The organism is Prosthecobacter sp. (assembly GCF_044222565.1).
In the GTDB taxonomy this organism is placed as follows: domain Bacteria; phylum Verrucomicrobiota; class Verrucomicrobiia; order Verrucomicrobiales; family Verrucomicrobiaceae; genus Prosthecobacter.
In genome coordinates this window covers 266,581-292,737 of sequence record NZ_JBGANA010000006.1, presented here as the reverse complement: position 1 = coordinate 292,737, position 26,157 = coordinate 266,581, and the positions used below count along the sequence as shown (strand labels likewise).

The window sequence follows — 26,157 nt, the reverse complement described above, 5'->3', positions numbered from 1 at the left end:
GCGATAGGCCGGGATTTTCAGACCGTTTTCACTCGCCCAGTCACCATGAAATCTCTTCCGCTCCTTTTTGCCGCCCTCTGCATGGGCCTGCCCGCGAGTTTGCAGGCCGAACTTTCACTGCCGCACTTTTTCAGCGACCACATGGTGCTGCAGCGCGAGCGAGCGGCGGCGATCTGGGGCAAGGCCGATCCGAAGGCAGAGGTGAAGATCGAGTTCAAAGGAGGGACGGGCACGGCCACTGCAGATGAAAAAGGCCGGTGGCACGCCACCATTGAAACGGGAAAAGCGGATGTCAAAGGTGCGGCTCTTACCATCAAAGCCGGCAGCGACAGCGTGACGATCAATGACGTGCTGGTAGGAGAGGTGTGGCTGGCCTCAGGGCAGTCGAACATGTTTTACACCATGAACCGCACCCCTGCTTATGCCGAGCTGATGGCAAAGGCGGATCACCCCGGCCTGCGCATGTTTAACGCTCCGCTCGTGACGGCGGTCGAGCCCCAGGATGACATCGCGGGAGAGTGGACATCCAGCAATCCGCAGACGGTGCCGGGCTATTCCGCCGTGGCGTTCTTTTTTGCCCTGAAACTGCATCAGGAATTGGGCGTGCCTGTGGGCGTGATCAAGACGGCCTGGGGCGGCAAGCCCGTGGAAACCTTCACCAGCCGCGAGGCGCTGAACACACTGCCTGGCACAAAGGCCATGGTGGAAAAAGTGATGGCAGATGCCGCTTCATATGATCCCACGAAGGCCAAGGCCGTCTATGAGACCAATCTGGAAAAATGGAAGACCACCATGGCTGCAGCCAAAGGAAAGTCCGCCGAGGAGCGCAAGCGCCTGCCGAAGAAACCTGATGCACCCAAGCCCCCGCTGGAGACCGAAGGCAAACCTGGCGTGCTCTTTAATTCGATGATCAACCCCTTCGCCGGCTACACCATGCGCGGAGCCATCTGGTATCAGGGCGAAGGCAATGCCAAGGCGGGGGCGGTACCGTATGACGAGACTCTCCCTTTGATGATCCGGGACTGGCGCAAGCGCTGGGCGGATGAGTTCTCCTTCTATTTTGTGCAGCTCGCAAACTTCCACGCGCCTTCCACCGCACCCGGCACGCCGGATCCTTGGGCGCTGCTGCAGGATCGCATGCGGCACATCCTGACGTCCACGCCGAAGACCGGCATGGCCATCATCAATGATGTTGGCGAGGCGAATGACATCCACCCGAAGGACAAAAAATCTCCCGGAGAGCGTCTGGCACGCTGGGCGCTGGCGAAGGACTACGGGCGTGATTTGATCTACAGCGGCCCTTTGTTCAAATCGAGCAAGGTTCAGGATGGAGCCGTGCGTGTGACCTTTGATCAGGCTGGGGCCGGGCTGAAGGCGCGGGATGGCGGCGCTTTGAAGCGCTTCGAGATCGCCGGAGCGGACCATGTCTGGCACTGGGCGGACGCAAAGATTGACGGCACCGACAGCGTCGTGGTGAGCAGCACCGAAGTGAAGCTGCCCGTGGCTGTGCGTTATGCCTGGGCGGCCAATCCTGAGGGAGCCAATCTGGTGAACAGCGACGGCCTTCCCGCCTCAATCTTCCGCACGGATGACTGGAACGATGTGGAGGCTGTGCCACAGCCCACGGCAGCGGACAAAGCCATGGAGGAACGCCGTGGCCTGGCCACTGAGATCAAAACACTCAATGCAAAGCTTCAGGGCATGGACCGCAAAAGCGCCGACGCGATCGAACTGCGCAAAAAGGTGCAGGAATTACTGACGAAATTCAAAGCCGGTGCGGCCAAGAAATAGACTAAAGCTGCGCATCACTTGGCCCACCAGCTCGAAAGGCAGGCCTTCGGCGTGTCCGGCTTGATCAGCGTATCCTCGGAGTAGTGCGAGGTGTCGTTGAACAGCATCAGACGGGCGCGCACCGGGTCTTTGAAATCCACGACATTCAATGCTGCCGGGTTTTGATCCAGATTGTCCCTGTATCGACGAGGATCAAAACCGAGGAGTGAACTGAGCAGCAGCCGGATCGTCGCTTTGTGAGACACCACGATCACCGACTCGCCTTCGTGCTGTCTTACGATGTCGAGCAAGGCGGGCAGGGCGCGTGCGGTCACCGCGAGTCCGCTTTCGCCGCCAGCGGGTGCAAAGGTGAAGGGATCTTCGTCCCACGCGGCGGCTTCGGTGGGAAACTGCTGCTCCACCTCGGCACGCGTCATCTGCTCCCAATGTCCATGCGAGATTTCACGCAGGCCGTCTCTGGGGTGAACCTCCAGCTCATGGGCTGCAGCCAGAATGCGGGCTGTTTCCATGGTGCGGTCGAGTGGCGAGGCATAAACGGCCGCCATCGGCAGGCCTTTGAGACGCTGCGCCAGATGTGCGGCTTGGGAGCGTCCTTCCTCTGACAGGGGCACATTGGTTGCGCCGGCAAATCGGTCTTCGGCGGTCAGCACAGTGGCACCATGACGAATAAGGTAAATGCGGGTGAGGGCCATGAGAGAGCCCTATAGCACATGGCTCCCGTGTGTTTCGAGCAATATTACAGACCCGCCTCTGTTCACCGCCTGCCGTGGTTGAAGTCCACCGGTCGGCTGATGGTTGTGGCTCCCTGGTTGTTTTCGATCAACGCATTCTTGCAGGTGGGATCTACGACAATGGTGGTCGCCTTGTTTTGAAATGTGTTGCCACTGAACTGCAAATCGTGGCCGTTGGGAGCAAATGTCACTGCTTCAGCAGGAGCGGAATCGCCCAGAACAAAGATATTGTCCCGCACAATGACGGGGCCGTAGGTCGCATCGGGTTCATAAATCGTGAAGTAGAGTTCGGGAAACTCGCCCGGCTTTGCAGTGCGGTAGGCGATCCGGCCGCGCCGCATGTCCGTCTCGTTCTTCGTCGTGTTGTTGACGAAAATATTGCCGGTCATGATAAAGTTCACCGGCTGGTTGATCCAGGCGCCACGTCCGCCGTTGCGGAAGGTGTTTCCCGTCATCGTCACGTCCGTGCAGCTTTTCTCCACGCTGATCACCCGTGAGCCATTCGTGCCGTCCACCAGATTGCCGGTGATCGTGGCATTCTGGCAGTATTCCGCCAGAAAGAATGCACCCATGCGGCTGCCGATGATGTGGTTGTTTGCGAAGATCACGTTATGGCAGCGCTGAATGTGCATGGTGTCGCCGAGGGCGCTGAGCTGGCAGCCGGTGACGCGCACGTCCTTCGCTCCCACAATGTCAAAGGCTCCCTTGCCCGGGCCGCTGCCGGTGGGTGCATAGGCACCCAGGTAGGTGCCGCTGATGTTGAATGCAAGACTGCCGCTGGCTTCACCTTCGAATTGCAGCGCGGCGCCTTTGGGCTGCTCCGCAATCTTGACATGGTCCGGGGTGGACTCGATGACAAAATACTGTCTGCCCCGCACAATGTTTTTCGGCAGATGTGAACCCATAAATGTGATTGCTTCTTTGGGTTCGTCCGTTTCGCTCACGACCAGTGGACGGTTCGTGTTGTCAAACTTCACCAGATCTACACTGAAAGTCACCTCCCTCACCAAATCAGTGCGGAAGTACTTCTTTGCCCGTTCGACCTCCCAAGACTCGTAAGATTCCGGAAACGTCATGATCTGCCAGAGATAGCCGTAGTCCCACATGAACTTGCCGCTTCGCAGCAGGGTGCAGCTTTCCACCGCCACACGCTCCGTGTATGCCATGACCTCACTTTCCTTTTTTCCGATCAGGCCGTGCACGCCGATTACCGCGCCAGCCATGCCATTGGATTTCACTTCGCGAAAGAGGACGTCATGGGTGCCGCCTGCCTCCTTCGTGGTGATCTCGATGCCCTTGGTGTTGGCATTCGGCTCCCAGAGATTTTCATTCTGAGCCGGATCAAACACATGGCCGACAAACTCGCCTCCATGCCATGTGAAGTGGGAAATGTCCGCTCCGCTAAACAACACCACACGTGCCTTCTCTGGCAGCGTGTCAGGCAGAATGAACCTCGCCCCATGAGCAAATACCGTCATGTTTGAGGCGAGGGGCAGGGGCTTAATACCATCGAGATGGTAATCACCCGCCGGAATCGTCACCACACCGCCTTTGGCCAGCAGGGTTTCGAGCGTTGCAGAATCATCCGCCCAGGAAGTGGTGGCAAGCAGTAGTAGGCAGAGCAGAGGCTTCATAGGCGGAAAGTTTGATCAGATGGTTCGGTTCATGGCTTCTTGGCCTTCTGCACCGGAGTGCTGGGCAGCGAGGAAACATCCAGCTTAAAGGCCTTGGCTGGTTGCTTGCCCAGCAACTGAAGGTCAAACCACTCCACCATCCGTTCCGTATCCTGCGCCATCTCCTGCCAGCCTCCATGGCCCGCACCTTCGCGTATCACCAGTTCGCACACTGCGCCCTCCTCATGGCAGCGCTTGAGAAAACGCTGCGACTGAGTGATGGACACCTGCGGATCGGCATCGCCATGCACGATGAAAATGGGCGGCTGCCCTTTGTGAACCCAGTAAATAGACGACAGCTCCCGCCCCAAGGCTGCACGGCCCTCTTCCGTCGCAGCCTTCGGACCAAACGCCCCTGCGTACGCTGCCAGCTTGCCGATGCCCACGGCATTGTCCCCGGGCTCAAACCAGTTGAGGTAATCGGTTGGCGGATAAAAGCAGGCCACCGCATTCACAGCGCTGCTTTCGCGGTCAATGGGATCAGTCGCTTTCACATCGCCCGGGCCACCGCGCGTGGCCAGCATGAGGCTCAGGTGACCGCCCGCGCTGCTGCCGGTGACGCCGAGCTTCTGTGGGTCTACGCCGTAATCTGCCGCGTGGGCGCGCACAAAGCGCACCGCACGGTTCAGGTCCGCCACGATCTCCTCCACCTGAAAGCGCGGCTGCGTTCCATGCACGACGACAAAGGTGGTGTAGCCAGCCTTCGGCCAGCCGCCGTCGCTGATGCCATTGTGGTTCGATTTCCAGCCGCCGCTGATGATCTTGATGATGCCAGCCCCGTTAGGCTTCGCCGGCTTGAACACGTCCATGGTCAGCGCCACGCCATCATGCTTGGTGTAGATGATGTCGCGGATGCGCTCCGGCTCCTGGGCAGGCAGTGTTACGGCAAGCAGGGCAAGGCAGGAGCAAAGGAGAATCGGCAGGAGTGGTTTCATGGTCAGGTGCAGAGATGTGTCCTACTTTTCAAAGCTCGCAATCGCCTTCACCACCTCGTTCCGAAACTCCGGCTTCATCACGCAGGTCAGGTGGCCGGCTCCTTCGATCCTTTTCAAAGGCCAGTCAGGGCGGATTTGGGTGAGCGGCTGGACGTAGAGCCTGTCCACCGGATCGTGGTCGCCTACGATGATGGCGGCTGGCATTTTGAGCGCTTTCACCTGGACCTTGGTCACCGCCAGACGTGCCATGCCCTTCATGCAAGCAGCGCCGCTGCTGCCGCCGATAAGGCGTTCGCGCACGGGAATGCGCTCCCAGAAGGCCTGAAGCGTGCTGCCATCCTGCAGCCAGCCCATGCCGCACAGCAGCAGTCCCTGCACCCTCTCGGAGTGCAGCACCGCGGTCTTCAGGGCGATCATCCCGCCCATCGAATATCCCGCGATGTGTGCCTTCCGGATGTCGAGGTGATTGAGCAGCGAGACCACATCCTCCACCATCGCTTCACCGTACTCGGCGTCGGTCTGTGGCTTGTCAGACTTCCCATGGCCGCGGCAGTCCATGACGATGACACGGTGACTCTGTGCCAGTGCTGCCGTGGTGCCCGGAAGCGTCCAGTTCATCGCTCCGCTGGAGTGCAGGCCGTGAATCAAAACCACCGGAGAGCCGCTGCCCTGCACCGTGTAAAAGATTTTCACCCCATGGGAAGTAAACTCATCCGCGCCAGCTTGGACGGCGGCGAAAAGGAGGCAGATCAAACCGAAGCAGGTCTTCATGGCAGGGAGCGTAATAATGACACTATCGACAAGCCGCACGTGCGCTCTTTCTCAGGAAAAGAGTCGGCGTCCGCAGGCGAAGTGGGAAATGAAAACAAGTGGCGGACGGTTTCACTTTTTTTCCCGCAGCATCCATCGGTTTTGAATCTGGTCGGTCTCTTCACTGTTGATCAGCCAGTTCAGCAAGCGCGTACGCAGATCGTATTCGACCTCACGCATGTCCGTCTGACCAGCCAGATTCTTCGTTTCCAGCGGATCGTTCTTCAAATCATAGAGCTCGGCATAGCCGGCGGGGTAATAACAGTACTTCCAGCGCTCGGTGCGGACCATCTTCGCATCGGGGTGACGGATGCCGCCCACGCCAACGCCTTTTTCAAAGGGCATGTCCATTTTCCCACCGGTGATGACTTCAGGGATGATGTTCTCGCTGAAAACTTCCGCATGCGGTTCGTAGTCCCGGCCCATGTCTGCGATCAACGGAGCAAAGCTGCGCCCTTCGACTTCGCGTGGCTCCGGGATGCCGGTAAATTCCAGCAATGTCGGAAGCAGATCCACAGTTTCGATGAGGTGGTCATACGTTGCGCTTTTGATGCACCCCGGCAGGCTGACCATGAACGGCACGCGCACGGAAGGATCAAAGAAGCAGTTCTTGTCCGTGATGGCGTGCTCAAACAACTGGTCACCATGATCAGAACTGAAAACGACAAGCGTATTAGCGGCCTTGCCAGAGACTTCGAGTGCGTCCAGCAGCAGGCCGATTTCGTGGTCCACATGGGAGATGGTTGCGTAGTAGCTGCGGTAGGCCCACTTGAGGCGTTCGGGATCCAGCTTGGGGCCGCCGTGGCGCATGGCGAGCTTTTGCACCGGCATTGGCAGATCCTTCACTGCCTCCAGGCTGACCGTGGCAGGAATGGGAATTTCCACCCCGTCATACATCGAGTCATAAGGAGCGGCGACCTCGTAGGGCGAGTGCGGCTTCCAAAATGAAACGTAGAAGAAGAATGGCTGTTCTTGCTTCACCAACTCGGTGAGCACGGCACGGGAACGCTCGCCGGTCCAGGCGGTGTCGGTGTATTTAAGGTCAAGCACTGAGCGAAAGGGATTTTTCCCCGGGGCGACGTCCTTGGCCGTGGCACGATAGTAGGGCTTCAGTTCAGGATTGTTTTGCCGCATCCATTTCACGTAATCCGACCACAGATCAGTGATGGACGAGCCGTCATGCAATTCGGCAGTTTCGAAGCCGGTTCGAAACGCCTCCTCCTTGTTCGGCGGGTAGTAATGCAGTTTTCCGACCGCGGCAGTACGATAGCCGGCTTCTTTGAAACGAGCCTGCATCAACACCTCGTTCCGGTCCAGGGGCGTATAGTTTACACGATTCTTATGCGAATGAGCATAGCGGCCGGTGAAAAAGCTGATGCGTGATGGCACGCATACAGGCGAGGAAACAAAGGCGTGGGTAAAATTGGCGCCGCGTGCCGACAGGCGATCCAGGTTTGGAGTTTTGATGGTTTTGTTGCCGTTCGCCGCGATGCAGTCCCAGCGGTGCTGATCGGTCATGATGAATAAAATGTTGGGGCGTGTCTTCACCCTCGGGACAGGTTCTGCATGCAACAATGAAGCCGTGAAAAAGATCAGTGCTAATGTGGGTCGGTATGAAAACAGGTTCATGGGAAGAATGGGTTGTTCAGGATCGTGCACGCTGAGTTCTCTCCATTGAGCGGGGGCAGAATCGGGCAGTGTTGAAGAAGAAGCTATGGAACGTGAGAGAGGGCCGCCTCCACTTCGGCCAAAGCGGGTGCGGAGGATCTGCCGCCGTGCCTTCGGACAGACAGTGACGCAGCCATGGATGCAAAGCGAAGCGCCTCCCTCAGCGGCATGCTACGCGCCAGGCCAAATGCGAACGCACCGTGGAAAATGTCCCCCGCAGCAGTGGTGTCCACGGCGGTGGCTGGAAATGCAGGATGTTTGTCGAATCCGTCTCCCGCATCGTAGATCAGGCCTCGCTCTCCCAGAGTGACTATCGTGCGGGTGCCGAACTGGCCGCGCAGCCGGCTCAGGCATTCCTTCCGCTCCTCGGCATCCTTTAAACTTTGCAAGCCCGTGGCCTGGAGAGCGAAGCGTTCCGAGGCGGCGAGGAATTGCACCTTCCCGGCGAGCGCTGCCGTCCCCTCGCGCCAAGAACCCGCATCGAGAATGGATACAGCACCTGGAAATTCCCGCATGGCTGTCAATGAGGCTTCCAGTTCATGTCCATCGAACAGCAGCACCCGAGGAGACAGTGCACGCAAAATTTCGGCATCCAGACGCAACGCCGCAGCTCTCTCTTTGCGATTAATGATGGTGCGGCTGCCATTCTGCCGGTTGACGAGAATCACCGACAGTGGCGTGACATGTCCGGAGCGCAGTTCCAGCAGTGATACATCCGCTCCTGCTGCGGTCAGTTCATCTCTCGCACGTCTGCCGTAAACATCATCGCCCACGAGTCCGGCGAAGCCCGCGCGAAGACCCCAGATCGAAAGCAGCCAAGCCGCATTCGCCGCCGGGCCGCCACAGCCTTCGAGGGACTCATGCGTTTCGCATTTGGAATTCTCCAGCGGGTAAGAATCCACGAAGAGACTCAAATCACAGGCTGCATGACCAATGCATAAGACATCAAGGTTCATCGTTGAGGGATGGGGTGAATGGAAGACGCCATAAACGCCCACGTCTGAGAGGTCATGAGGGGCGGCTTCAAGGTTTCTTGGCGGGATGCTCGAACGTCTTTAGCAAGACCTCGTCAGGGCCGAGTCCAAATTCAGCGCGCAGCTTGCGGTCGGTGTTTTCATTGCGCTTCAAATCCTCCGCCACGGTTTTAGGATCCTCGGGCACCGTTCCCTGATCATGTGTTTCGGAAATCCAGGCATCAAGCTGCTGCCGCAGGCGGAGCTGGGTTTGCTCATATGCAGGTTCTCTGGCGATGTTATGAAACTCAAACGGATCGCTCTGCAGATCGTACAGCTCCTCCGTGGGGCGCTGCGAGGCCATAAATTTGCCCTGGTCCTCATTGAGCTTTCCTTCAGCAAAAAGCTGGCGCATGCGGTTGTAGGTGGGGTTTGTCACCTCTGCATAGGCCATGCGTTGCAGGTAGGGACGCTGTGGCTCGAAGTTGTGAACCAGCTTAAAGCGGGCGTCTCTCACAGTGCGCACACGGTCCGGAGTGTCATCAATGCGGTCGCGGGCCCCGAAGACAAATTCGCGTTTCTTTGCGGCAGGGCCGAAAAACGGAGCTCCATCGAGACCCGCAAAGTTCACCCCGGCCAGCGACAGCGATGTCGCGTGCACATCCAGCAGGGAAACCAGATCATCGCTGGTGCTTCCAGGCTTTAGAAGCGCTGGCCAGCGCACCAGGAGCGGAACCTCGAAGCCCTGCTCAGAAGGAAAATATTTTCCGCGGAAGTCCTCTCGACCATGATCTGAGAAGAAGAATACGACGGTGTTTTCCCGCAGTCTTTCGCGGTCCAGAAGAGACAGCAATGCGCCGACTTTCTCGTCCAGCACGGCAACCTCATCGAGATAAGCTGCCCAGTCCGCTCGGATGATGGGATCATCTGCGAGGTAAGGTGGGAGCTTCACTCGGGCGGGGTCGGTGGGGTTTTTCGTCGCGCGGTAGTACGGACGGTGCGTCTCGTGAAGATTGACCTGCGCATAAAAGGGCTGATGGGCTTTCAAGTCGTTCCACTTCGAGCTCTCAAAGGCCTTGCCGTCATCAAAGAAATTCCAGTCCGTCTTCCCTGCGCCATTAAAGCCCAGTTCCGGCGGCAGCGCGCGGACATTGACGGTGAAATAGCCCGCCTCACGCAGCCGCTCTGTGATGAGGCGGACTCCAGCGGGCCGGACGAACTCCCGTGTGCGGTGGCTGCGGTGGTTGTGAGCGCCGATCCGTGTTTGGTAGAGACCCGTCATGAAGGCCGAGCGCGAAGCGGAGCACACCGGTCCGGTGGCAAAGGCATGATGATAAAGGCAGGACTCTGAAGCCAGGTGGTCGATGTTTGGAGTCCGGGCAGCCTGCATCCCGTAACAGCCAAAATCTTTGCAGGCGTCCTCCGCGATGATCCACAGAATGTTTGGCTTCGAAGTGCTTTCAGCGGCGATGAGGGGACCCACTTGTGCAACAAGAGCACCGATGAGGAAAAGCAGGCATTTCATGGCTTGTTCTTGGCTTTGCCGGGTTTGAAATCAGGATTGGGCGCGGGCAGCGCGGCATCCACCGATGAACGCCACGTGTGGAGCTGTTCGCGCAGGGCCTTGGCTTTCTCAGGCATTGCCCTGGCGAGATCCCTTTTTTCACCCGCATCATCAGCGAGATTGTAAAGTTCGAGGCGGTCGTCTTCAAAGAACTCCAGCAGCTTCCATTCACGCGAGCGCACGGCGCTGACAGGCGTGGTGGTGTGATAGTAATGAGGGTAATGAAAAAAGAGGGCGTCGCGCTTCAGCTTCGAGTCCGGTTGCTTCAGCAACGGGCCGAGATCGAGGCCATCGGTTTCATGTGCAGAAAGCCCTGCGGCACTGAGAAGAGTGTTGAATAGATCCATGGTGATCACGGGTTCGTCGCAAATCCCTGCCTTTGTCACGCCGGGCCAGCGAATGATCAGGGGAATGCGAATGCCGCCTTCGTAAAGAGATCCCTTTCCAGAGCGCAGCGGTGCATTGTTTGTGACGGGATTGTCGCGGCCGCTGGCCTTGTCAACGCCAATGTAGCCGCCGTTGTCGCTGGCGAAAATGACAAGGGTGTTTTCATCAAGTCTGCGCTCCTTCAGATGGTCCAGCACGCGGCCCACATTGTCGTCGAGGTTTTTATTCATGGCCGCATAGACGCTGTGCCTGTGGTTCATGCCCTCCCGCAGCTTCGCATCAAAGTGCTCCACATCGGCTTCCTTTGCCTCGATCGGGGTATGAACGGAATGATGTGCCAAATAGATGAAGAAAGGCTGCTTTTCCGAACGGTCCATCACCTTGATGGCTTCATCAGTGAGCCGGTCCGTCAGATATTCGCCGGGCTTCCCAAATTCCAGGTGTGGCACATAGCGGAATTCATCTCCGAAGCGTCCGCTGCCGCTGTAAGGCCACCAGAAAGTCTGCGGCGCGCCCCAGTTGGTGCCGCCGATGTTGATCTCGAAGCCATGGGATTCTGGATAGTGCTGCCAGTCTCCCAGGTGCCATTTGCCCACGAGTGCGGTGAGATAGCCTGCATCACGCAGATGTTTGGCAAGGGTGGTTTCGGTGTGCGGAAGATTCCAGATGGACGGTGCTTCGCGTAGCTTTCGGTATTTGGTCCCTCCTCCCTCAGCGCCTTCGGCCCAGATCGTGAAGTGCAGGCGCGCTGCATGCTTGCCGGTCATCAATGTTGCGCGCGTGGGTGAGCAAACTGACATCGCATAGGCGTTGGTGAAACGCACGGATTCGGCCGCAAACCGATCAATTCGGGGCGTCTCATGCAGGTCAGCTCCATAGCAGCCGAGATCGCTCCACCCCATGTCATCCACGAGGATGAAGAGAATGTTCGGAGGACTTCTCTCCGCCTGCGAGAATTGCGAAAGGAACAAAACACAGAGAGCTAGGAGAAGCAGTCGTTTCATGATGAGTTTATTGGCGAGGTTGCTTCCCAGCCTTTCCGAAGGCGGTCACCGCAGCCTTCATAAAGCCGCCATACATCACCTTTTGCTCCTCGCCCGTCATGTCAAACCGCTCCACGAGGATGACCATGACCAGCTCGTTTATCGGATCGATCCACATGGCCGTTCGGCGTGCGCCGCGGTGGCCGAAGCTGCCGGCACTGGGCCCCTCCTCGTCCGTGAGCTTGATGGAAAACCCCACGCCGTAAGCCGAATCAGGGCTCACCGGAGTTTCACCGGTCTGGATGGATGACAGCTGTTTGACCGCCTTTTCAGAAAGGTAGCGCTTTCCATCCAGCGTGCCGCCATTGAGCAGCATGCGGCAAAAGGTTCCCACATCGGCTGCGGTCGAGTAGAAGCCTCCGGCGGGCTCGCCGAAATGCTTGGCGTAGTTGAAGGCCACTCCGGCCCCCATGTCCGCTGTGACGGCACGCGGCACCTGCACGCCTTCGCTCCATTTGTCGATGATGCGCTGCTCGACGTCCTTGTCCTGCTTGATCTCCTCAAGATCCTTCTTGTCCGCGGTAAAGCGTGCCGTGTGTGCGAGGCGGGATGCCTGCTCTTCATTGGGCCAGAAGGTGGTGTCCTTCATGGCCATCGGGTCAAACAGGCGCTTCTGCATGAATTCCGAATAGGTCAGTCCGCTCAGCACTTCGATGATGCGGCCGCCGGTATCGATGCCGCAATTGTTGTATTCGTATTTGGTGCCTGGCTCCTGCCGCAGTGGGTAGGACGCAAACAGGGCCACGTTCTCCTTCAGGGACTGTGTTTTCTTCAGCCCCTTCTCATTCGCCAGCACGAGACCGCTGGTGTGGCACATGACCTCACGCACCGTGATCGGGTGCTTTGGCGGATGGAGAGCCCCATCCGCGGTCTTCACCTGCTGTCCTTTGAATGCAGGAAGATACTTTTCCACTGCATCGTCCAGGCTCACCTTTCCCTCGTCCACCAGCATCATCAGCGCCGCGCCCGTGAGAGACTTGCTCATGGAGGCGATCCAAAAAACCGCGTCTTTGCGCATGGGCGTCTTGCTGGCGAGGCTGGCGTAGCCGGCGGAGTCGAGGTCGAGCACCTTGTCTTTGCTGGCGACCAGTGTGACAACTCCTGGCACCAGGTGTTTGTCCACGAACGATTGCAGGACGGGCTGCAGAGGGCCTTCAGCATGGGAAAATGAGGCAAAGGCGAGGACGCTGAATATGGCGAATTTTTTCATGGTGAGTTTTAAGGGGAGGTGACGGCGCTGTCTGCCATGCCGCTCTTGTATGCGACCGCCTGCACCCGGATGCCGGGCTGCACGCTGATGGCGCCGCAATACACATAACCTCGGGTGCGCGATGGCGTGGTGCCGTCGAGCGTGTACCGAAACCAGGCTCCCGGGGTCGAAGATTTCAGTGTGATGACTTTGCCGTCGTTGCTGAATTTTGGTTTGCCGCAGGCCTCTTTGCCCTCTTCATACAGGCCGCAGTCCGGGTAGTTCTTCACCACATCCCACGCGAGGCGCTCGATGAGTCGCGCTTGCTCCGGGGTAAACGTGGTCTCAATGGGCCTCACCTTTCCCTCCGGCGCCTCACGATAAAAAGCGGAATACCAGGTGAGATCCACAAGATACGCACCATTCGCTGAATTGTGGATTGGCCCGCTTGCAGGATGCACCTGGTCATTGAAAAGCAGCGGATAAAAGGAACCGGGCTTCACACCGGGCACCTGATTGTGATCGATCATGTTTTTGATCCAGCCCATCCCCAGCGCACTGGGGATGATGTGGGCCGGTTTGCCATCAGTGATCTGCGGGTTCAGGCGATGCTGCAGTTCTTCCACATAGAGCAGCATTGCGCTCATGGATTCCTCCCACGTGAGTGCGGGAAAAGTTTTCTTCATCTGATAGCTCGGCACAGTGCCCTGGTCGCTGGGGCGCGCTCGCTTCATCTCCACCCATTCGCAGTATAGCCATGGCTGAAGATCAGGAGACTTCTCGCGGAATTTGCGGATGAAGCTGATCTCGGCGGCAATTTCCTTGTCCAGGTCAAAATCACGTGGCTGAAGAGTGACGAGATCCACTTTTCCGATCTTGCTCCAGTAGTCGTCCCAGCTCGGTGTGCCACGTTTCAAAGCCTGCGTCTCCTTCGCATTGGCCAGCTTGTCATTTTTGTAGTCGCCAGTGGCGACTGCCCAGTTCTCACGTGTCAGTGCGCCGGGGCGCAAAAACGACTCCTGATGGTGGGCGTATCCAGCCGTGCGCGCATAGCGCCAGAAGCTGCCGCATGTGCCGGTGAGACTGTTGCCCACATGGGCGGTGAAGAGGCCCGGCTTGGTTTGTCCCTTTACCAGATAGGCCACCGGAACCGCGAGGCTCGGTGCCTCGCGGTCAGGATCGATCGTGACGGCTGTGATCGTGGTGTTTTTTTCCACATGAATTGGCTTGGTGTAGGTCTCTCCGTGCTCGGCCGTGGGCGTGCTGCCATCCAGGGTGTAGCGGATGATGGCCTCACGCGGTCCGCTCAGCTTAACATCGATGGGCTGGTCCAGGTCGCCCTCCGCGGGGGTAAACACAGGACGGCCTGGCGTGGCGGTGGCAAACAGGTCGAACCCGATCGCGCCGTCGTTCACGCCGTCCTTGCCTTCGGCGAAGGGGGTGAATAGGGCACCCTTGTTCTCATTTCCCGCGAGCAGCCGCTCACCGGAATAGACCTCCACTTTTCCCATTTTCGCCTTCGCACCTGCAGGCATGGAGAAACGCACCCAGCGGTAGAGCTTGGCATTGTCAAACTTCACCTCAGTCCAGGTTTTGGCTGCGGGCGCATCTTGAATGGTCGCCAAAGTGACATAACCCTCCGTGCGCGAGGTATTGGACCCTTCCAGTTTGGCTCCTGCCAGTTGATGCTCGGTTCCGGCCAGCGGTTCAAATCGCAGACGGTTGCAGGCGGGCAGAGCCTTGTCCGCTCCGAGGCCGGCGGTGCACAGCCACAGTGAGACGAGCAGGAAGATGCCTCCCATAGGGCGGGTTGGGTTTGGTTTCATAAATAAAAAGACTCCGGCGGAATCGCTTACTGCGGCCAGTAGCTGGCGATCTTCTTTTTCAGGAACTCCACGCTGCGTGCAAGCTGCTCCATGCCATCCACGCCGTCTTCAATGCTGATCCAGCCGTTGAAGCCTTTGCTCTTTAGCTCGGTAAAGATGGCGTCATAATCATTGAGACCTTTGCCGATCTCGCCATGTCGCAGACGCTTGGCGTATCCCTGGGCCCCGCCTTCCTCCTTGCGCAGATCCTCGATGGTCCCCTCCGCAAGGTAGCGGTCGCTCGCATGCATGGTCACCACGCGATGCGACACACGCTTCAGCAGCTCGATCGGATCTTCACCAGCCAGGTAGGTGTTTGAAGGATCATAGTTCACGCCGAAGTTCGGGTGGTTCACGGCATCCACCAGTTTGCAGAAGACATCCATCTTCTGCGCGAATTCGGGATACTCCCAGAAGTCATCCTTGTAATGGTTCTCAATAATCAGCGTGATGCCGCGCTCCTGCGCATAGGGCAGGCAGGCATAAATGGATTCGGCGGCGAGCTTCACGCCTTCATCGAGCGTCAGTTCCGGGCGGCGTTGCCCGCTAAGCACTCGGCAGTAGGAACCGCCCAGAGTGTGCGTCATGTCGATCCAGCGCTTTTGTTTGGCGATCTCCTTTTCACGGAATGCCGCATCGGGATGGGTGAAATCCGGCGAGCAGCACATCATCGGGATCACCTTGCCGGTATCTTCGACTTCCTTGCGAAAGCGCGGCCAGTTGCTCTCATCGGCCATTTCAAGGAAGCCAGCATACCATTCCAGGCCCTGCACATCGAGCTTGGAGGCGAGTTGGATCCATTCGGAGACGGTCATGGTTCCTTCTTTGCAGAGGGCCTGCATGAAGGCTTTCGGGAAGGCGGCGAGTTTTGGCATGGGGAGAGCATAACGAGGGCTGCCCGCTTTTTTCCACGACAAAGAATGTGTGAAATGCGGCGTCCTAGAGCCTTTTCTTCCCTCAGCATTTAGCGTCGCGCCGACCTCACTCGGCTCTCACGGCTCAGCAGGAGTCGCCGTGAAATAGCGACTCTATGCAGTTGCCTCAAAGGCGCGGGATTCAACAGGCAGCCTTCCTGGCACCACTCCTCACTAGGGACGTTTCGAACTGCCCTTGCCCTGATGGAGGTTGGCGATGGCCGCGTTGATTTTCTGCTCCATCTTGCTTTTGTTGCCAGCCTTCAGTTGCTCGATGGCCTCGTCGATCTTCGCGATCACGTCCTTCTTGTCGCCCTGCCTGTCTCCCTTGTTGGCCTTGGTGATGCGGGTTTTGGCGGACTCCAGCAGGGGCATCGGATCCTCGGCTTTCTTCGCGGCCTGGAGTTCGTCGAGTGCTTTGCGTTGCTGCGGCAGATCAGCTAAGACAGGCGTGGTGGCGGCGCTGAGAAGGAGCACCGTGCAGGCGATGCGGAGGAAGCTTTGGGTGAAGTGTTTCATGGAGGTGGGTGGATGGGTGGTGGGGCGTGATGCCTCATCCTCCTTCTCATGCCCCGCCTATGAGCGATTCCGGCAAAAAAGCCGATTTTTTTCGTGCCCCACTTGAGGATGCTGGGCGCGCTGGTGACGTGTGAGTCAGGGTCTCGTGATCTCCACGCGATAGAATTTTCTTGTCCCGGTTGCGTTTGTGTCGGTGATGGTGCGCGTGTTGCCGTTGTCGTCGATCGTGAATGTGGTGAGCGGTGTCCATACCGCACCTGCTCCGAGCGCGGGACTGGTGAAGACAGTGTAAACGCGGTCAGGGAAGCGTGGGTTGACGACGAGGCGCATCTGGCCCGGCGCCCCAGGCACCGGCTGCGGATTGAAGAAAAAACTGGAGGCGCTGTTCTTTGGAATCAGACCGGCGGTGAATTTGAAAAGGTTGGTCAGTCCGGTGCCGTCGGTGATCACATTGGGCGCGGCGAGCGGGTTGTTCAGTCCGAAGTATTGAGCCTGCCAGGCATCGTCCAGGCCATCCCCGGAGTAGCCGGGGAGGTCATCGGTGTTCACGTTGCGCACGGTGAGGGCACCAGTGGCGGTGAAAGAGGAATAAATCCCACGTACGGAGACGGCGGTGTTTTGATAGACGGCGGCTGCTGTGGCCAGGCCATCGGCGTCCACTCCAGTCAGTGGGCCGCTTTGGACCGCCCAGGAGACATCACCGGCTGGCAACGAAGTCGTGGTGAGATCATCATTGAGCACACTGGCGCTGACCTGGCGGGTGCTGCCTTCGTTCACGGTTGTGGGTGAGGCGGTGATTTGCAGTGCGGTGACCTCCGTGAACTGGCCGATGTAACCGTGCTTCATTGTTTCGCCGGGCGTGGCTACGGTTGAGATGCCGGTAATGCCTCCGGCGCTGCCGTCATGGGTGTAGTCTGTGCTGGTGGCGCGGTTGCCACCGCCATTGGCACCGTCGGTGAGCACTCTGTAACTCGCGCTCGTGCGCGGGCCGCCATGGGCCGTTATTGCGAGCAGCGCGAGGGAGAGCAGGAAAAGAGGCTTCATGATGGGTTTCCCGGTGTGGGTTGGATCGCGTTTGCTCTCACTTTCTGGTCCTCACCGGAGTGGCGGCTTTGGCGGCAGCAGGCATCTGGGGAGCTTTCAGAGTCTGCTCCGAACCGTTTGCCCAGTCGGTGTAATACTTCACATCAAGTGCCTGGGCCACGCGGGGGTTCTTGGACAGATCAGTTCCCTTCGCGGCCAGTTGTTTCTTCGCTGCATCCAGTATTTTGGCGAACAGCTCCGGGTGGTCCTTGATGGATTGCTTCAACTTCGCCCAATCAGGCTGAGCAGCGGCAGCGGGGCGCGCCCGGACCGCGGGGGCTGGTGTTTCTTGCGCTGGCTTCACATCGCTGGCGGCCACCTTTCCCATTCCAGGGAAAGCGGGATCTTTGGCCTTGAGATAACTGACGATGCTGTCGATCTGCTTCTGCTGCTGAATGAGTTTGCCAGTCAGGTCATTCGTGTTGATGCCGACGGCCACATTGACCAGGCCTTCCACACTGCCGTCGGTAGTCGCAGACCAGGCCACGCCGGCGATCTTGGGATAATCCTGGAGGTCCATGCGCTCCGGACGAATGCCAATGCCATAGCCATCGTTCAAACCGGACGCGACCACATAGTCTCCCACATGGACGGTGCCCCGGACTTTCACCGGAACCTGCCCCATGAACGCGACCTTCCTGAATCGCGATTCGCTCTCCTCGGGCTGCTTGTTGCCTGCGACGATCGGAGCGGTGGAGGCGACCATGCATCGTTCCGCGCGCGTCGTCTCCTTGGAAATTTTGCCGCCCGAGACGCCAACGATTTCGGCGGCTTTGATGTCCTCCGCGGGATTCTTCATCTCCAGCCACTCCGCGTAGTCGGCAGAACCGGACTGGAAGACCACGCCTGCAGTGTTATCCATCGCGGTGGTTTGCTGCGCCCACTGCGCCAGGATTTGCGCGAACTCAACTCCGTGAACACCCGCCTCTCCTAAGTCCGCCTGGACTATCTCAGCCGCTATGATCGCCGCACTAAATCCGATCTGCAAAGAACTCATGCTCTGATACCAGATATAGTCGAACGAGTTATGAAGGTCGCCCGAGTCTTGTCCCTGGATGCTCCCCCAATAGTAGCCCCCACTTGTAAAAAAGAGGTAGTTGTTGGAATGATTTGGCCGCGCATTCTCACCACCTCCCACCACATCAATCGCGATGCCATGAGAACCTCCTTGGACGAAAATCGGATAGGCACCGAAATCGTGTTGGTCGATCCCGTTCGCCTCACCCACCACCTCCAGCTTGTTTCCAGGCTGGCCAGTGCCGATGCCGACCCTGCCGTCACCTTGGATGATAAATGGTGTGCTTCCCGAGCCCATATCATGCGCCCGGAGGAAATAACTCGACTGTGCATTCGCGTCGGTGTTGAACGAGGCAACCTCAATGCTCAGCGCCCTGATTTGCGAATTCGATGCGGGGACTTGGAGATAGGCATTTCCCGTCACATGGAGTTTCTCGGAAGGAGTCATGGTGCCGATGCCGACGTCCCCGTCCGTGGTGATCGTCATTCTAGGGGTTCCGCCGAACACGGATGTCGAAGCAATCTTGAATTTGTTCGCGTCGGCATTGTCCAGGCCGATGTTCCATCCGTTCCATCCGCTCTCGCCCACAACGTTGAAGGAAACGACGGGATTGCCGGCGGAGCTGCCCGCAACCCGGGCAGAGATGATGGCGTTACTGCCGGCGGTGTTGCTGGGATTGAAGACGTCTAGGCCGTTGGTGTCAGGTGCGCTCCCGACTCCCGCAATGATTTGCAGCGGGGCAGAGGGACTCGTTGTGCCGATGCCGACGTTGCCGCTGTTCCGGTCAAGGAACATCGTTGGGATGCCGCCCGGGTCGGAAAAGTGCCTGCGGAATTCCAAGCCGGCTCGACCCACCCCGTCGAGGGACGAGATGGTGAAGCCATAGCCGTTCGAGAAATTTTTCAGGGCGATGCCAGATCTACGGTCGGCAGCTGGACTCGTGTCTCCAACTCCGCTCGTGGAAATCGTCAGGAAGCTGTCAATGCCCACGCTGGAATAGTTGCCCACATGAAGAAGGGATGCCGGCGCGGTGGTGCCGATGCCGACGTAGCCGCTGTTCCGGTTGAGGAACATGACCGAGCTGCCGACCGGGTCGGAGAAATGCCTCCGAATGTCCAGGCCGGCGTTGTTCACTCCGTCGAGTGATGAGATCGTGAATCCGTAATCATTCGAGAAGTTTCTCAATTTGATGCCCGCCATACGGTCAGCAGCCGGGTTCGTCGCATTGGGGCTGCTGCTGGAAATCGTCACGAAATTATCAACGCCGACAGCGGCGTAGTTGCCCACATGCAGCAGGGACTCCGGGGTTGAGGTGCTGATGCCAACGTTCCCTCCGTTGCGGAAGACGTTCACACCGCTGGTCCCCCAAAGCCCGACATCCGAGCCAAGCTTTGCCAGGGTCACCGCACCGTCGGCGATTTTTTGACTGCCAACTGCGCCATTGCTGATTTTGATGGTCGTCACGGAACCATCGTTGAGCTTGACCGTGTTGATCGCACCGTCAGCGATTTTAGGACCGGTCACGGCGCTGGTGGCAATCTGTGCGCTCGTCACAGCATCAGCGGCGATCTGCGCGGTGGTGACGGCGTTGTTGGCGATCTTCACGCTCGTCACGGAACCGTCGTTGAGCTTGATGGTGCTAATCGCACCATCGGCAATTTTAGGACCGGTCACGGCATCAGGAGCAATCTGTCCGCTCGTGATGGCATCGCCGGCGATTTGCGCAGCAGTGACGGCGTTGTTGGCGATCTTCGTGGTGGTGATCGCGCCGGTGGCGAGAGCGGGACTGTCCACACTGCCGTCGGCGAAGTAACCGGCAGGCGCAATGCGCTGGTCGGGGGTGAGAAGCTGGTTGCCGTTGACGCCGTCGTTGAACCAAACACGAAGACGGACCTCTGCATGGTTCCAGGCGGTCGTTGGGATTGCGGCCATGTTGTTGATGGAGGTGTCGCCCAGCAGCACCGAGTAAAGCCCCTTCGTCACGGTGAGATTGACGGCGGCGTCCGGGATGCCGTTGGCAGGCGACACATCGGGTGAGTTGCTCCAGTAGACGTTGCTACCGTTGGCGCTCACGAGGGCGAAACGGAAATTGCCCGTGCCCTCGAAGTTCACCGTGCCCACGGCAACGCGGCCCTGGTAGCTGACGAGACTCGGCGTCTGGCCAAAGGCCGGAATGACAGCAGAGCAAAGCGAGACAGCCAGCACCGCGAAGAATGCGCTGCTCCGCAGGAGCGAGCCCAGCGGAGCAAATACCGAAATCAGACTGACGAATGGAAGAAGGAAGCGTTTCATTGGGTTCGCTTTCCACATGCCCCGTTCGGATTTCGTTCCGGCAAAAAACCGAAAAGTTCTTTCAGCTCCTCACTTCACACTGGCGCCAAGATCTGCGGGCGCGTCCTTCGGATCGCCTCCGATGAAATTGGGGCCGACCTGGGTGAAGTCGCCGTAGATGTCCTTCTCCCCCGTGCTTTTGGCTGCATTTCCTGCCACGATGCAGCGGTCCAGCGTGATCTTGTTTCCACGGGTGCGGAGCGCTCCGCCCACAAGAACGTTAGGTGCGGCCTGGCGCTCATGCTCCGCTGCGGCGTCTCGCTTGGAGGCGGGGTCCCAGAGATTGCCAGTCACGGTGCATCGCGTCAGGCGCGCCTGAGCCCTCGGTGACTGCAGGCCGATGTTGATGGCGCTGCCGCCGTTGCCGTAACAGACATTGCCCGTGAAGAGGCAGTCCTCGATTTCCACCTGCTGGGCACCGGTACATTTGATGCTGAGCGCGCCGCCCATCATGTTGCTGAAATTGCCCTGGAACACGCAGTGCCGCAGCGTGAGCACTCCTTCGCTGACGATGGCCCCGCCAAGGCCGCCGCCGCCGTGTTTCAAGAAGCGGCAGTCCGTGGCGGTCAGTTCGCCGCTGTTCTCGATCGCTCCCACACTTCCGCGCAGGTGGGCGTCCGCAGCCTCGCCGCTGAGCGTCAGGCCTTGCAGCGTGACGTGGCTCCCAACTTCGATGAACAGAGCGCGGTCGATCTCAGGACCATTGTGAATCTCCACACTGGCACCGTTGATCTCCATGCTGCGCGCGATGTGGATGCCGCCGAGCGCTGGAGACAGCATGATCTTGCCCTGCTGGGAGAAAACGATGTGTCCGCCATCTGCCACATCGCGCACCGCTTCTCGCAAGGACAGGCCGCTGCCGGTGGTGCCGGGGGGATCCAGCTCATCCTCCATCGTGGTGACCACAATGCGGTCTGTCCCAGGCCAAAATGTCTTGATGCCAAACACGAGCGCCACAAAGGCGGTGACTGCCGCAGTGATCAGGGCCGCTCGTATCAGCGTTCGTTTCGCCAGGCTGCTGCGCCGGGTGGAGACGGGCCGCGCCTGCAGCCAGCACTCCAGGTCATCGGCCAGATCCGCTGCAGTGGCGTAGCGGGCGGCGGGCGACTTTTCCAGACACTTCATCATAATCGCCGCGAGATCGCGATGCGGCGTGCGCGGTGCAGGCGGCGATTTTTCCGCCACCTGTTGCAGCAGTTCGATCAAGTCTTCCGACTGAAAAATCCGCCGGCCCTCCACCAGCTCATAGAGGATCGCGCCGAGGCTGTAGATGTCTGTGGCGGGTGTCAGATCCCGGCTGCCACCACGCGCCTGTTCCGGACTCATGTAGTTCGGCGTGCCCATCACCACCCCGGTCATCGTCAAACCCGACTCCAGGCCGATTTTGCGCGCAAGCCCGAAGTCGGTGATGTGCGGCTCGCCGGCGGCGTCGATCAAGATGTTGCCCGGCTTCAAGTCGCGGTGCAGGATGCTCTTGGCGTGCGCGTGATGCACGGCGCGCGCGACCTTGATCATGAGAGCCGCAGCTTTTCTGGGGTCCGCCTGGTACTCCGCTGCGCGAAATTGCAGCGTGCCTCCCTCGATGAGCTTCATGCTGAAATACGGCTGCCCCTCATGGGCGCCCACCTCGTAGATCGGCACGATGTTCGGATGGTCCAGGGAGGCTGCGGCCGTGGCCTCCGCACGCAGGCGCTGAGTGTCCGCCTCCGTGCTCAGCAGCGGGCGGTCCCTCAGCATCTTCAGCGCCACCACCCGGTCCAGGGATACCTGCCTTGCCCGAAACACCACGCCCGAAGAACCATGAGCGATCTCATCCAGCAGCACATAGTCGCCGAAGTAACCAATCTTCTCTCCCACACCTGGAGAGGCGATGGATTTCACCAAAGTTTCGTCCGGCTCCAAAAAACCGTCCGCCTTCACCTCCAGCATCGCCTCGATGCGCATCCGCAGTTCGGCGTCGTCACCGCATGCATCTGCAACGAATCGGGAACGCTCCCCGGCGTCCACGATCTCACGAGCCGCTAGAAAGATCTCCTTTTGGCGTGAGATGGATGAATTAGTGGAGGACATGAGTCGCAGGATGGGAATAGATGAAACACACGCCGGCGCGGAAACGCAGCTTTAAAAATAGCATGGTCAGATATACATGCCCCGTCGCTCATCCAATCCGGCAAAAAAATTCAGGTCAGTTCGGTCCGCAGCCACGCACGCGCAAAGGTCCACTGCCTGTTCAGCTCCCGCTCAGAGACCCCGGTCATCTCCGCGATCTCCGGCCACTTCAGCCCAGTGAAGTAGTACAGCCCCACGATCTCCGCGAGGAACGGATCCTCCATCGCAAGCCGGTCCAGTGCCTCGTCCAGTGCCAGCAGCTCTTCTTCGGGCGCTGGCGCGGCGATTTCCACGTCATCCAAGACCACATGCTCATGATTGCCGCCACGCTTCAGCCGGTGTTTGTCACGCGCGCGGTTCAGCAGGATGCGCCGCATGGCCTGCGCCGCTGCACCGAAGAAATGCCGCCGGTTTTCCCAACGCGGTTCTCTATCCTTGGCCACACGCATCCAGGCTTCATGCACCAGCGCGGTCGCTGTTAGCGTTTGCTGGGCATTTGCCGCCACCATCCTGCGTGCCAGATGTCGCAGATCCTCATAGACCTGCGGCAGGAGTTCCGAGGCACTGGCATCAAACTGGGCAGGCGGGAGGTTTTCTTCCACGCCGACACGTTGTTCGCGTCCCGCCCAGCTGTCAATTCATGGAACGCGTCCTAGGGCTTCGCCGGAATGGTGGAGGCGTCCTTGGGCGGATTGCGGCCGATGAATGGATGCTGCTCCAGATCAAAGATCTGGCCGCTGATGGGACCGCATTCATCCGCCAGCAGCCACGCGGCACACGCGGCGATCTCATCCGGCCACAGAATGCGCCCAGCAGGAGCATAGACCTTCGGTAGGTCCGCATACCAGTCTTCGCGCAGGCCATGTTCGCGTTTGCGCTTGGCCTCGTTTTCCGTCAGCACCCAGCCGGGATTGATCTGGTTCACCCGCACTCCGTCTTCGCGCATCAGCGTGTCGCCAAGATTGCGCGTCAGCGTCATGAGCGCGCCCTTGCTCACGCTGTAGGGCATCAGGTTGGGTTCTCCGCTGTACGCATTCACACTTCCGATGTTGATGACGCTGCCGCGCGTTTCGCGCAGGTGTGGGAGCGCAGCCCGGGTGATGAGATAAGGGACGACGCAGTTGATCTCGAGCATGCGGCGAAACCATGCGCCATCCGTGGTCTGAATATTTCCAGTGCCCACCTGCGCGGCGTTATTCACCACCGCGTCGATCTTGCCGAAGGCTTTCAATGCAGCATCCACCAGCAGTTGCGGCGCGGCTTCATCCGCAAGATCTTTAATGACGAGCGTGGCATTCTCCGCCCCGAGCTCCGCCACAGTTTGCTCTCCCAGATCCTGTTCCAGACCATGGATGATGACTTTTGCTCCCTCCGCGACACAACGCTTGGCGATGGCTTTGCCGATGCCGGTGACACTGCCAGTGACGATGATGACTTTGTTTTGAAGACGGGACATAGTTTAGGATTCAGTAAAAGGTCCGGCGTTTTGCCGGGTGAGCGCTTCGCGTACTCGCTGACCATTTAGCGAGGCGACGGCGGATTTCGCGGTCAAACTCATGGCGGCCGCACATCCCGCCGCCTCTCCCAGGGCCATGGCGGTCACAGTCACGCGGGTTGAAGCATGCGCACCGCGCGTGGCGCTATGGCAACGTCCAGCGACCAGCAGATTTTCAATCTGCTGCGGAACCAGCGAACGGTAGGGGATGTCATAAGGGCCGGGCTGCACCTTCTCAGGATTAAAGTCATTCGCGCTGCCTACCACAGTCTTGTTGGGGTGCAGATCGAGATACCAGCACCCTGTGGCGATCGCATCGTCAAACCGGCGCCCTCCCATGACCTCCTTCTCGTTCAACACATGCTGGCCGATGAGCCGTCTCGACTCCCGCACGCCGATCCACGGATACGCTTCGAGAAAATACGAATTCGCAAAAGCCGGGATATCGCGCTTCCACGCACGGTGCATGGCCAGCGCATCCGCCCGGCCCTGCATCTCCGCGCGGCTCAGATCCGCAGCATCGGTGGGATTCGCAGGCACGCGCACGCCGTGGACATAAACCTCATCGTTGGAATACATGAACATCACACCCGGACCGTAAAAGTGTGGCAACTCACCCAGTTCCTGCGCTTTCACCAGCGCGGCGCGGCACAGCTTGCCGATGTCTGGCACCTTCTGAACTTTGCCAATGCGAAAGTGCAGCGTCAGCGGCTGCACCTCCGCGCTTTGTTCGGTAGGCGCTCCCGCACGGGCGGCCACATCGGCATCGCCGGTGCAGTCGATCACCACCTTGGGCTTGATGCGCACCAGCCCGTCTTTGTTGGCGATTACCACCGAAGTAATGCGCCCATTCGAAGACTCCGCATCGCATACAAAAGAATTGAACAGCACCGTCAGCTTGTCACCACACGCCTGCAGCTCACGGTCCAGCAGCACCTTGAACTCAAACGTGTTCGGGATCGTCGGGTTGTGCGGCTTGATCTCCTTCGCGTCCGCTTTGCACACGCCCGTCTTCGCCAGCAACTCCAGCGCGATGCCCCGCACCACCACGCGATGCGTCCTGATGTCCGCAATGCCATCGAAATACGGCAGCCCCACACTGGTGATGATGCCGCCGGCAAACGGCGCCTTTTCCACCAGCAGCGTCTTCGCGCCATTCCTTGCCGCGCTCAGCGCCGCTGCCGTGCCCGCACAGCCACCGCCGCATACCAGCACATCCGTCTCGATCTCGCGCATCGGTGCTTTCGCGATCACTTGATCAGCAGCCATGGTTGCCGCCACAGGTGTCATCGCCACCGCGGCGGACGTCTTCACAAAGGAACGCCGTGTGCGCTGATCACTGCTGGTTGGGCTGGGATTCATGAGTGTGAGCATAACGGAGGCACGCCCTGCACTTCCACGACAAAGTCTGTGTGAAATGCGTCAGCCATTTTGTGCTTGGGGAAATGCAGGCCTTCAGGATATTATTCCACCATGAAAATCAGCCGTCTCAGCCGCGGGTTTACGTTGATCGAGCTGCTTGTCGTCATCAGCATCATTGCCCTCCTGGCGGCTCTGGTGATCGGCAGCGGAAATATCGGATCTTCCAAACGACAGGTCACTCAAAGCACCAGGAAAGCGATCGAGGGCGCTTTGGAGCGCTACCAGGCACAATTTGCCGAATACCCCGAACCCGTAGATGCCGAGGAAACGGCCGAGATCATGCCCGGGAAAGTTTATCGGATCGGTGCCGCCAGATGCCTGTATCAGGCGCTGACAGGAGACGGCAGTGACGCAATCAAAGGAATTGGGAACCATTCATCGGACGGAAGGGTCAGCTCGGAGGAACTCAGGAATGTCATTATGCAGGACTGGCCGGAGGGCATGCGGCGCAAGGTGGGAACCAGCTACTTGCTTGTCGATGCCTTTGGTCATCCGTTTCAATACATCAAAGCCGACGGCGAAAAGAATAACACCATCAATTCCAGTTACGACCTGTGGTCATATGCACAGGACGAAAAGAACATCATGGCCAAATCCAAAGACACCGAGGCCAATGCCAGCCTCGGTGCCATGTGGATCAAAAACTGGTGACCTGTC

20 protein-coding genes are annotated in these 26,157 nt (G+C 58.9%); 2 read left to right on the top strand and 18 right to left on the bottom strand.

The genetic code is table 11. The features are described from left to right. Positions 1–45 precede the first annotated feature (45 nt). A complete protein-coding gene (locus tag ACILSR_RS11330; RefSeq protein ID WP_395749880.1) occupies positions 46–1,791 on the top strand; it encodes a sialate O-acetylesterase in 1,746 nt (581 codons plus the stop codon). A gap of 14 nt (positions 1,792–1,805) precedes the next feature. Here ACILSR_RS11330 and ACILSR_RS11325 read toward each other — a convergent pair whose 3' ends face one another. The 18 genes from ACILSR_RS11325 to ACILSR_RS11240 form a co-directional block, all read right to left on the bottom strand. After that, on the bottom strand, positions 1,806–2,483 hold the full coding sequence (locus ACILSR_RS11325) for a histidine phosphatase family protein (protein ID WP_395749879.1): 678 nt from the start codon (positions 2,481–2,483) through the stop codon (positions 1,806–1,808). 62 nt (positions 2,484–2,545) lie between these two features. Continuing rightward, positions 2,546–4,156 carry a right-handed parallel beta-helix repeat-containing protein gene (locus tag ACILSR_RS11320; RefSeq protein ID WP_395749878.1) on the bottom strand — a complete coding sequence of 537 codons (1,611 nt, stop codon included), beginning with the start codon at positions 4,154–4,156 and terminating at the stop codon, positions 2,546–2,548. A 29-nt stretch (positions 4,157–4,185) separates the two neighbouring features. After that, positions 4,186–5,130, bottom strand: coding sequence for a prolyl oligopeptidase family serine peptidase (locus ACILSR_RS11315; protein WP_395749877.1), 945 nt, complete (start codon positions 5,128–5,130; stop codon positions 4,186–4,188). A 21-nt stretch (positions 5,131–5,151) separates the two neighbouring features. After that, positions 5,152–5,901, bottom strand: coding sequence for an alpha/beta fold hydrolase (locus tag ACILSR_RS11310; RefSeq protein ID WP_395749876.1), 750 nt, complete (start codon positions 5,899–5,901; stop codon positions 5,152–5,154). A gap of 111 nt (positions 5,902–6,012) precedes the next feature. Then, positions 6,013–7,458: a sulfatase gene (locus ACILSR_RS11305; protein ID WP_407073041.1), complete on the bottom strand. Its 1,446-nt coding sequence runs from the start codon at positions 7,456–7,458 to the stop codon at positions 6,013–6,015. Positions 7,459–7,652: 194 nt separating this feature from the next. Next, entirely contained in the window at positions 7,653–8,564 is a 912-nt protein-coding gene (locus tag ACILSR_RS11300) for a carbohydrate kinase family protein (protein WP_395749874.1), read from the bottom strand. Between the two features lie 67 nt (positions 8,565–8,631). Then, the gene (locus ACILSR_RS11295; protein ID WP_395749873.1) at positions 8,632–10,086 is read right to left on the bottom strand and encodes a sulfatase; all 1,455 of its coding nucleotides are present in this window, start codon (positions 10,084–10,086) and stop codon (positions 8,632–8,634) included. Beyond that, positions 10,083–11,516 carry a sulfatase gene (locus tag ACILSR_RS11290; protein ID WP_395749872.1) on the bottom strand — a complete coding sequence of 478 codons (1,434 nt, stop codon included), beginning with the start codon at positions 11,514–11,516 and terminating at the stop codon, positions 10,083–10,085. The genes ACILSR_RS11295 and ACILSR_RS11290 overlap by 4 nt, the downstream gene beginning before the upstream one ends. 7 nt (positions 11,517–11,523) lie before the next feature. After that, positions 11,524–12,765: a serine hydrolase domain-containing protein gene (locus tag ACILSR_RS11285; RefSeq protein WP_395749871.1), complete on the bottom strand. Its 1,242-nt coding sequence runs from the start codon at positions 12,763–12,765 to the stop codon at positions 11,524–11,526. An 8-nt stretch (positions 12,766–12,773) separates the two neighbouring features. Next, positions 12,774–14,570: a chitobiase/beta-hexosaminidase C-terminal domain-containing protein gene (locus ACILSR_RS11280; protein WP_395749870.1), complete on the bottom strand. Its 1,797-nt coding sequence runs from the start codon at positions 14,568–14,570 to the stop codon at positions 12,774–12,776. Between the two features lie 26 nt (positions 14,571–14,596). Continuing rightward, positions 14,597–15,484: a sugar phosphate isomerase/epimerase family protein gene (locus tag ACILSR_RS11275; protein WP_395749869.1), complete on the bottom strand. Its 888-nt coding sequence runs from the start codon at positions 15,482–15,484 to the stop codon at positions 14,597–14,599. Positions 15,485–15,697: 213 nt separating this feature from the next. Continuing rightward, positions 15,698–16,042: a hypothetical protein gene (locus ACILSR_RS11270; protein ID WP_395749868.1), complete on the bottom strand. Its 345-nt coding sequence runs from the start codon at positions 16,040–16,042 to the stop codon at positions 15,698–15,700. A gap of 135 nt (positions 16,043–16,177) precedes the next feature. Next, positions 16,178–17,086: a hypothetical protein gene (locus ACILSR_RS11265; RefSeq protein WP_395749867.1), complete on the bottom strand. Its 909-nt coding sequence runs from the start codon at positions 17,084–17,086 to the stop codon at positions 16,178–16,180. Positions 17,087–17,123: 37 nt separating this feature from the next. After that, positions 17,124–20,435, bottom strand: coding sequence for a hypothetical protein (locus ACILSR_RS11260; RefSeq protein WP_395749866.1), 3,312 nt, complete (start codon positions 20,433–20,435; stop codon positions 17,124–17,126). A 69-nt stretch (positions 20,436–20,504) separates the two neighbouring features. Then, positions 20,505–22,544, bottom strand: a complete 2,040-nt coding sequence (locus ACILSR_RS11255; RefSeq protein ID WP_395749865.1) for a serine/threonine-protein kinase — start codon at positions 22,542–22,544, stop codon at positions 20,505–20,507. Between the two features lie 110 nt (positions 22,545–22,654). After that, the gene (locus tag ACILSR_RS11250) at positions 22,655–23,185 is read right to left on the bottom strand and encodes an ECF-type sigma factor (protein WP_395749864.1); all 531 of its coding nucleotides are present in this window, start codon (positions 23,183–23,185) and stop codon (positions 22,655–22,657) included. A gap of 50 nt (positions 23,186–23,235) precedes the next feature. Beyond that, the gene (locus tag ACILSR_RS11245) at positions 23,236–24,039 is read right to left on the bottom strand and encodes an SDR family NAD(P)-dependent oxidoreductase (RefSeq protein WP_395749863.1); all 804 of its coding nucleotides are present in this window, start codon (positions 24,037–24,039) and stop codon (positions 23,236–23,238) included. A gap of 3 nt (positions 24,040–24,042) precedes the next feature. Continuing rightward, positions 24,043–25,440, bottom strand: a complete 1,398-nt coding sequence (locus ACILSR_RS11240) for an FAD-dependent oxidoreductase (protein ID WP_395749862.1) — start codon at positions 25,438–25,440, stop codon at positions 24,043–24,045. A gap of 111 nt (positions 25,441–25,551) precedes the next feature. Between ACILSR_RS11240 and ACILSR_RS11235 the strand changes: the two genes are divergently transcribed. After that, entirely contained in the window at positions 25,552–26,151 is a 600-nt protein-coding gene (locus tag ACILSR_RS11235; protein WP_395749861.1) for a type II secretion system protein, read from the top strand. Positions 26,152–26,157: the final 6 nt, after the last annotated feature.

Excerpts from the sequence above, each read along its gene's own strand:
- ACILSR_RS11330 (WP_395749880.1), top strand. The coding sequence starts at position 46 with ATGAAATCTCTTCCGCTCCTTTTTGCCGCCCTCTGCATGGGCCTGCCC.
- ACILSR_RS11325 (WP_395749879.1), bottom strand. The coding sequence starts at position 2,483 with ATGGCCCTCACCCGCATTTACCTTATTCGTCATGGTGCCACTGTGCTG.
- ACILSR_RS11320 (WP_395749878.1), bottom strand. The coding sequence starts at position 4,156 with ATGAAGCCTCTGCTCTGCCTACTACTGCTTGCCACCACTTCCTGGGCG.
- ACILSR_RS11315 (WP_395749877.1), bottom strand. The coding sequence starts at position 5,130 with ATGAAACCACTCCTGCCGATTCTCCTTTGCTCCTGCCTTGCCCTGCTT.
- ACILSR_RS11310 (WP_395749876.1), bottom strand. The coding sequence starts at position 5,901 with ATGAAGACCTGCTTCGGTTTGATCTGCCTCCTTTTCGCCGCCGTCCAA.
- ACILSR_RS11305 (WP_407073041.1), bottom strand. The coding sequence starts at position 7,458 with ATGACCGATCAGCACCGCTGGGACTGCATCGCGGCGAACGGCAACAAA.
- ACILSR_RS11300 (WP_395749874.1), bottom strand. The coding sequence starts at position 8,564 with ATGAACCTTGATGTCTTATGCATTGGTCATGCAGCCTGTGATTTGAGT.
- ACILSR_RS11295 (WP_395749873.1), bottom strand. The coding sequence starts at position 10,086 with ATGAAATGCCTGCTTTTCCTCATCGGTGCTCTTGTTGCACAAGTGGGT.
- ACILSR_RS11290 (WP_395749872.1), bottom strand. The coding sequence starts at position 11,516 with ATGAAACGACTGCTTCTCCTAGCTCTCTGTGTTTTGTTCCTTTCGCAA.
- ACILSR_RS11285 (WP_395749871.1), bottom strand. The coding sequence starts at position 12,765 with ATGAAAAAATTCGCCATATTCAGCGTCCTCGCCTTTGCCTCATTTTCC.
- ACILSR_RS11280 (WP_395749870.1), bottom strand. The coding sequence starts at position 14,570 with ATGAAACCAAACCCAACCCGCCCTATGGGAGGCATCTTCCTGCTCGTC.
- ACILSR_RS11275 (WP_395749869.1), bottom strand. The coding sequence starts at position 15,484 with ATGCCAAAACTCGCCGCCTTCCCGAAAGCCTTCATGCAGGCCCTCTGC.
- ACILSR_RS11270 (WP_395749868.1), bottom strand. The coding sequence starts at position 16,042 with ATGAAACACTTCACCCAAAGCTTCCTCCGCATCGCCTGCACGGTGCTC.
- ACILSR_RS11265 (WP_395749867.1), bottom strand. The coding sequence starts at position 17,086 with ATGAAGCCTCTTTTCCTGCTCTCCCTCGCGCTGCTCGCAATAACGGCC.
- ACILSR_RS11260 (WP_395749866.1), bottom strand. The coding sequence starts at position 20,435 with ATGAAACGCTTCCTTCTTCCATTCGTCAGTCTGATTTCGGTATTTGCT.
- ACILSR_RS11255 (WP_395749865.1), bottom strand. The coding sequence starts at position 22,544 with ATGTCCTCCACTAATTCATCCATCTCACGCCAAAAGGAGATCTTTCTA.
- ACILSR_RS11245 (WP_395749863.1), bottom strand. The coding sequence starts at position 24,039 with ATGTCCCGTCTTCAAAACAAAGTCATCATCGTCACTGGCAGTGTCACC.
- ACILSR_RS11240 (WP_395749862.1), bottom strand. The coding sequence starts at position 25,440 with ATGAATCCCAGCCCAACCAGCAGTGATCAGCGCACACGGCGTTCCTTT.
- ACILSR_RS11235 (WP_395749861.1), top strand. The coding sequence starts at position 25,552 with ATGAAAATCAGCCGTCTCAGCCGCGGGTTTACGTTGATCGAGCTGCTT.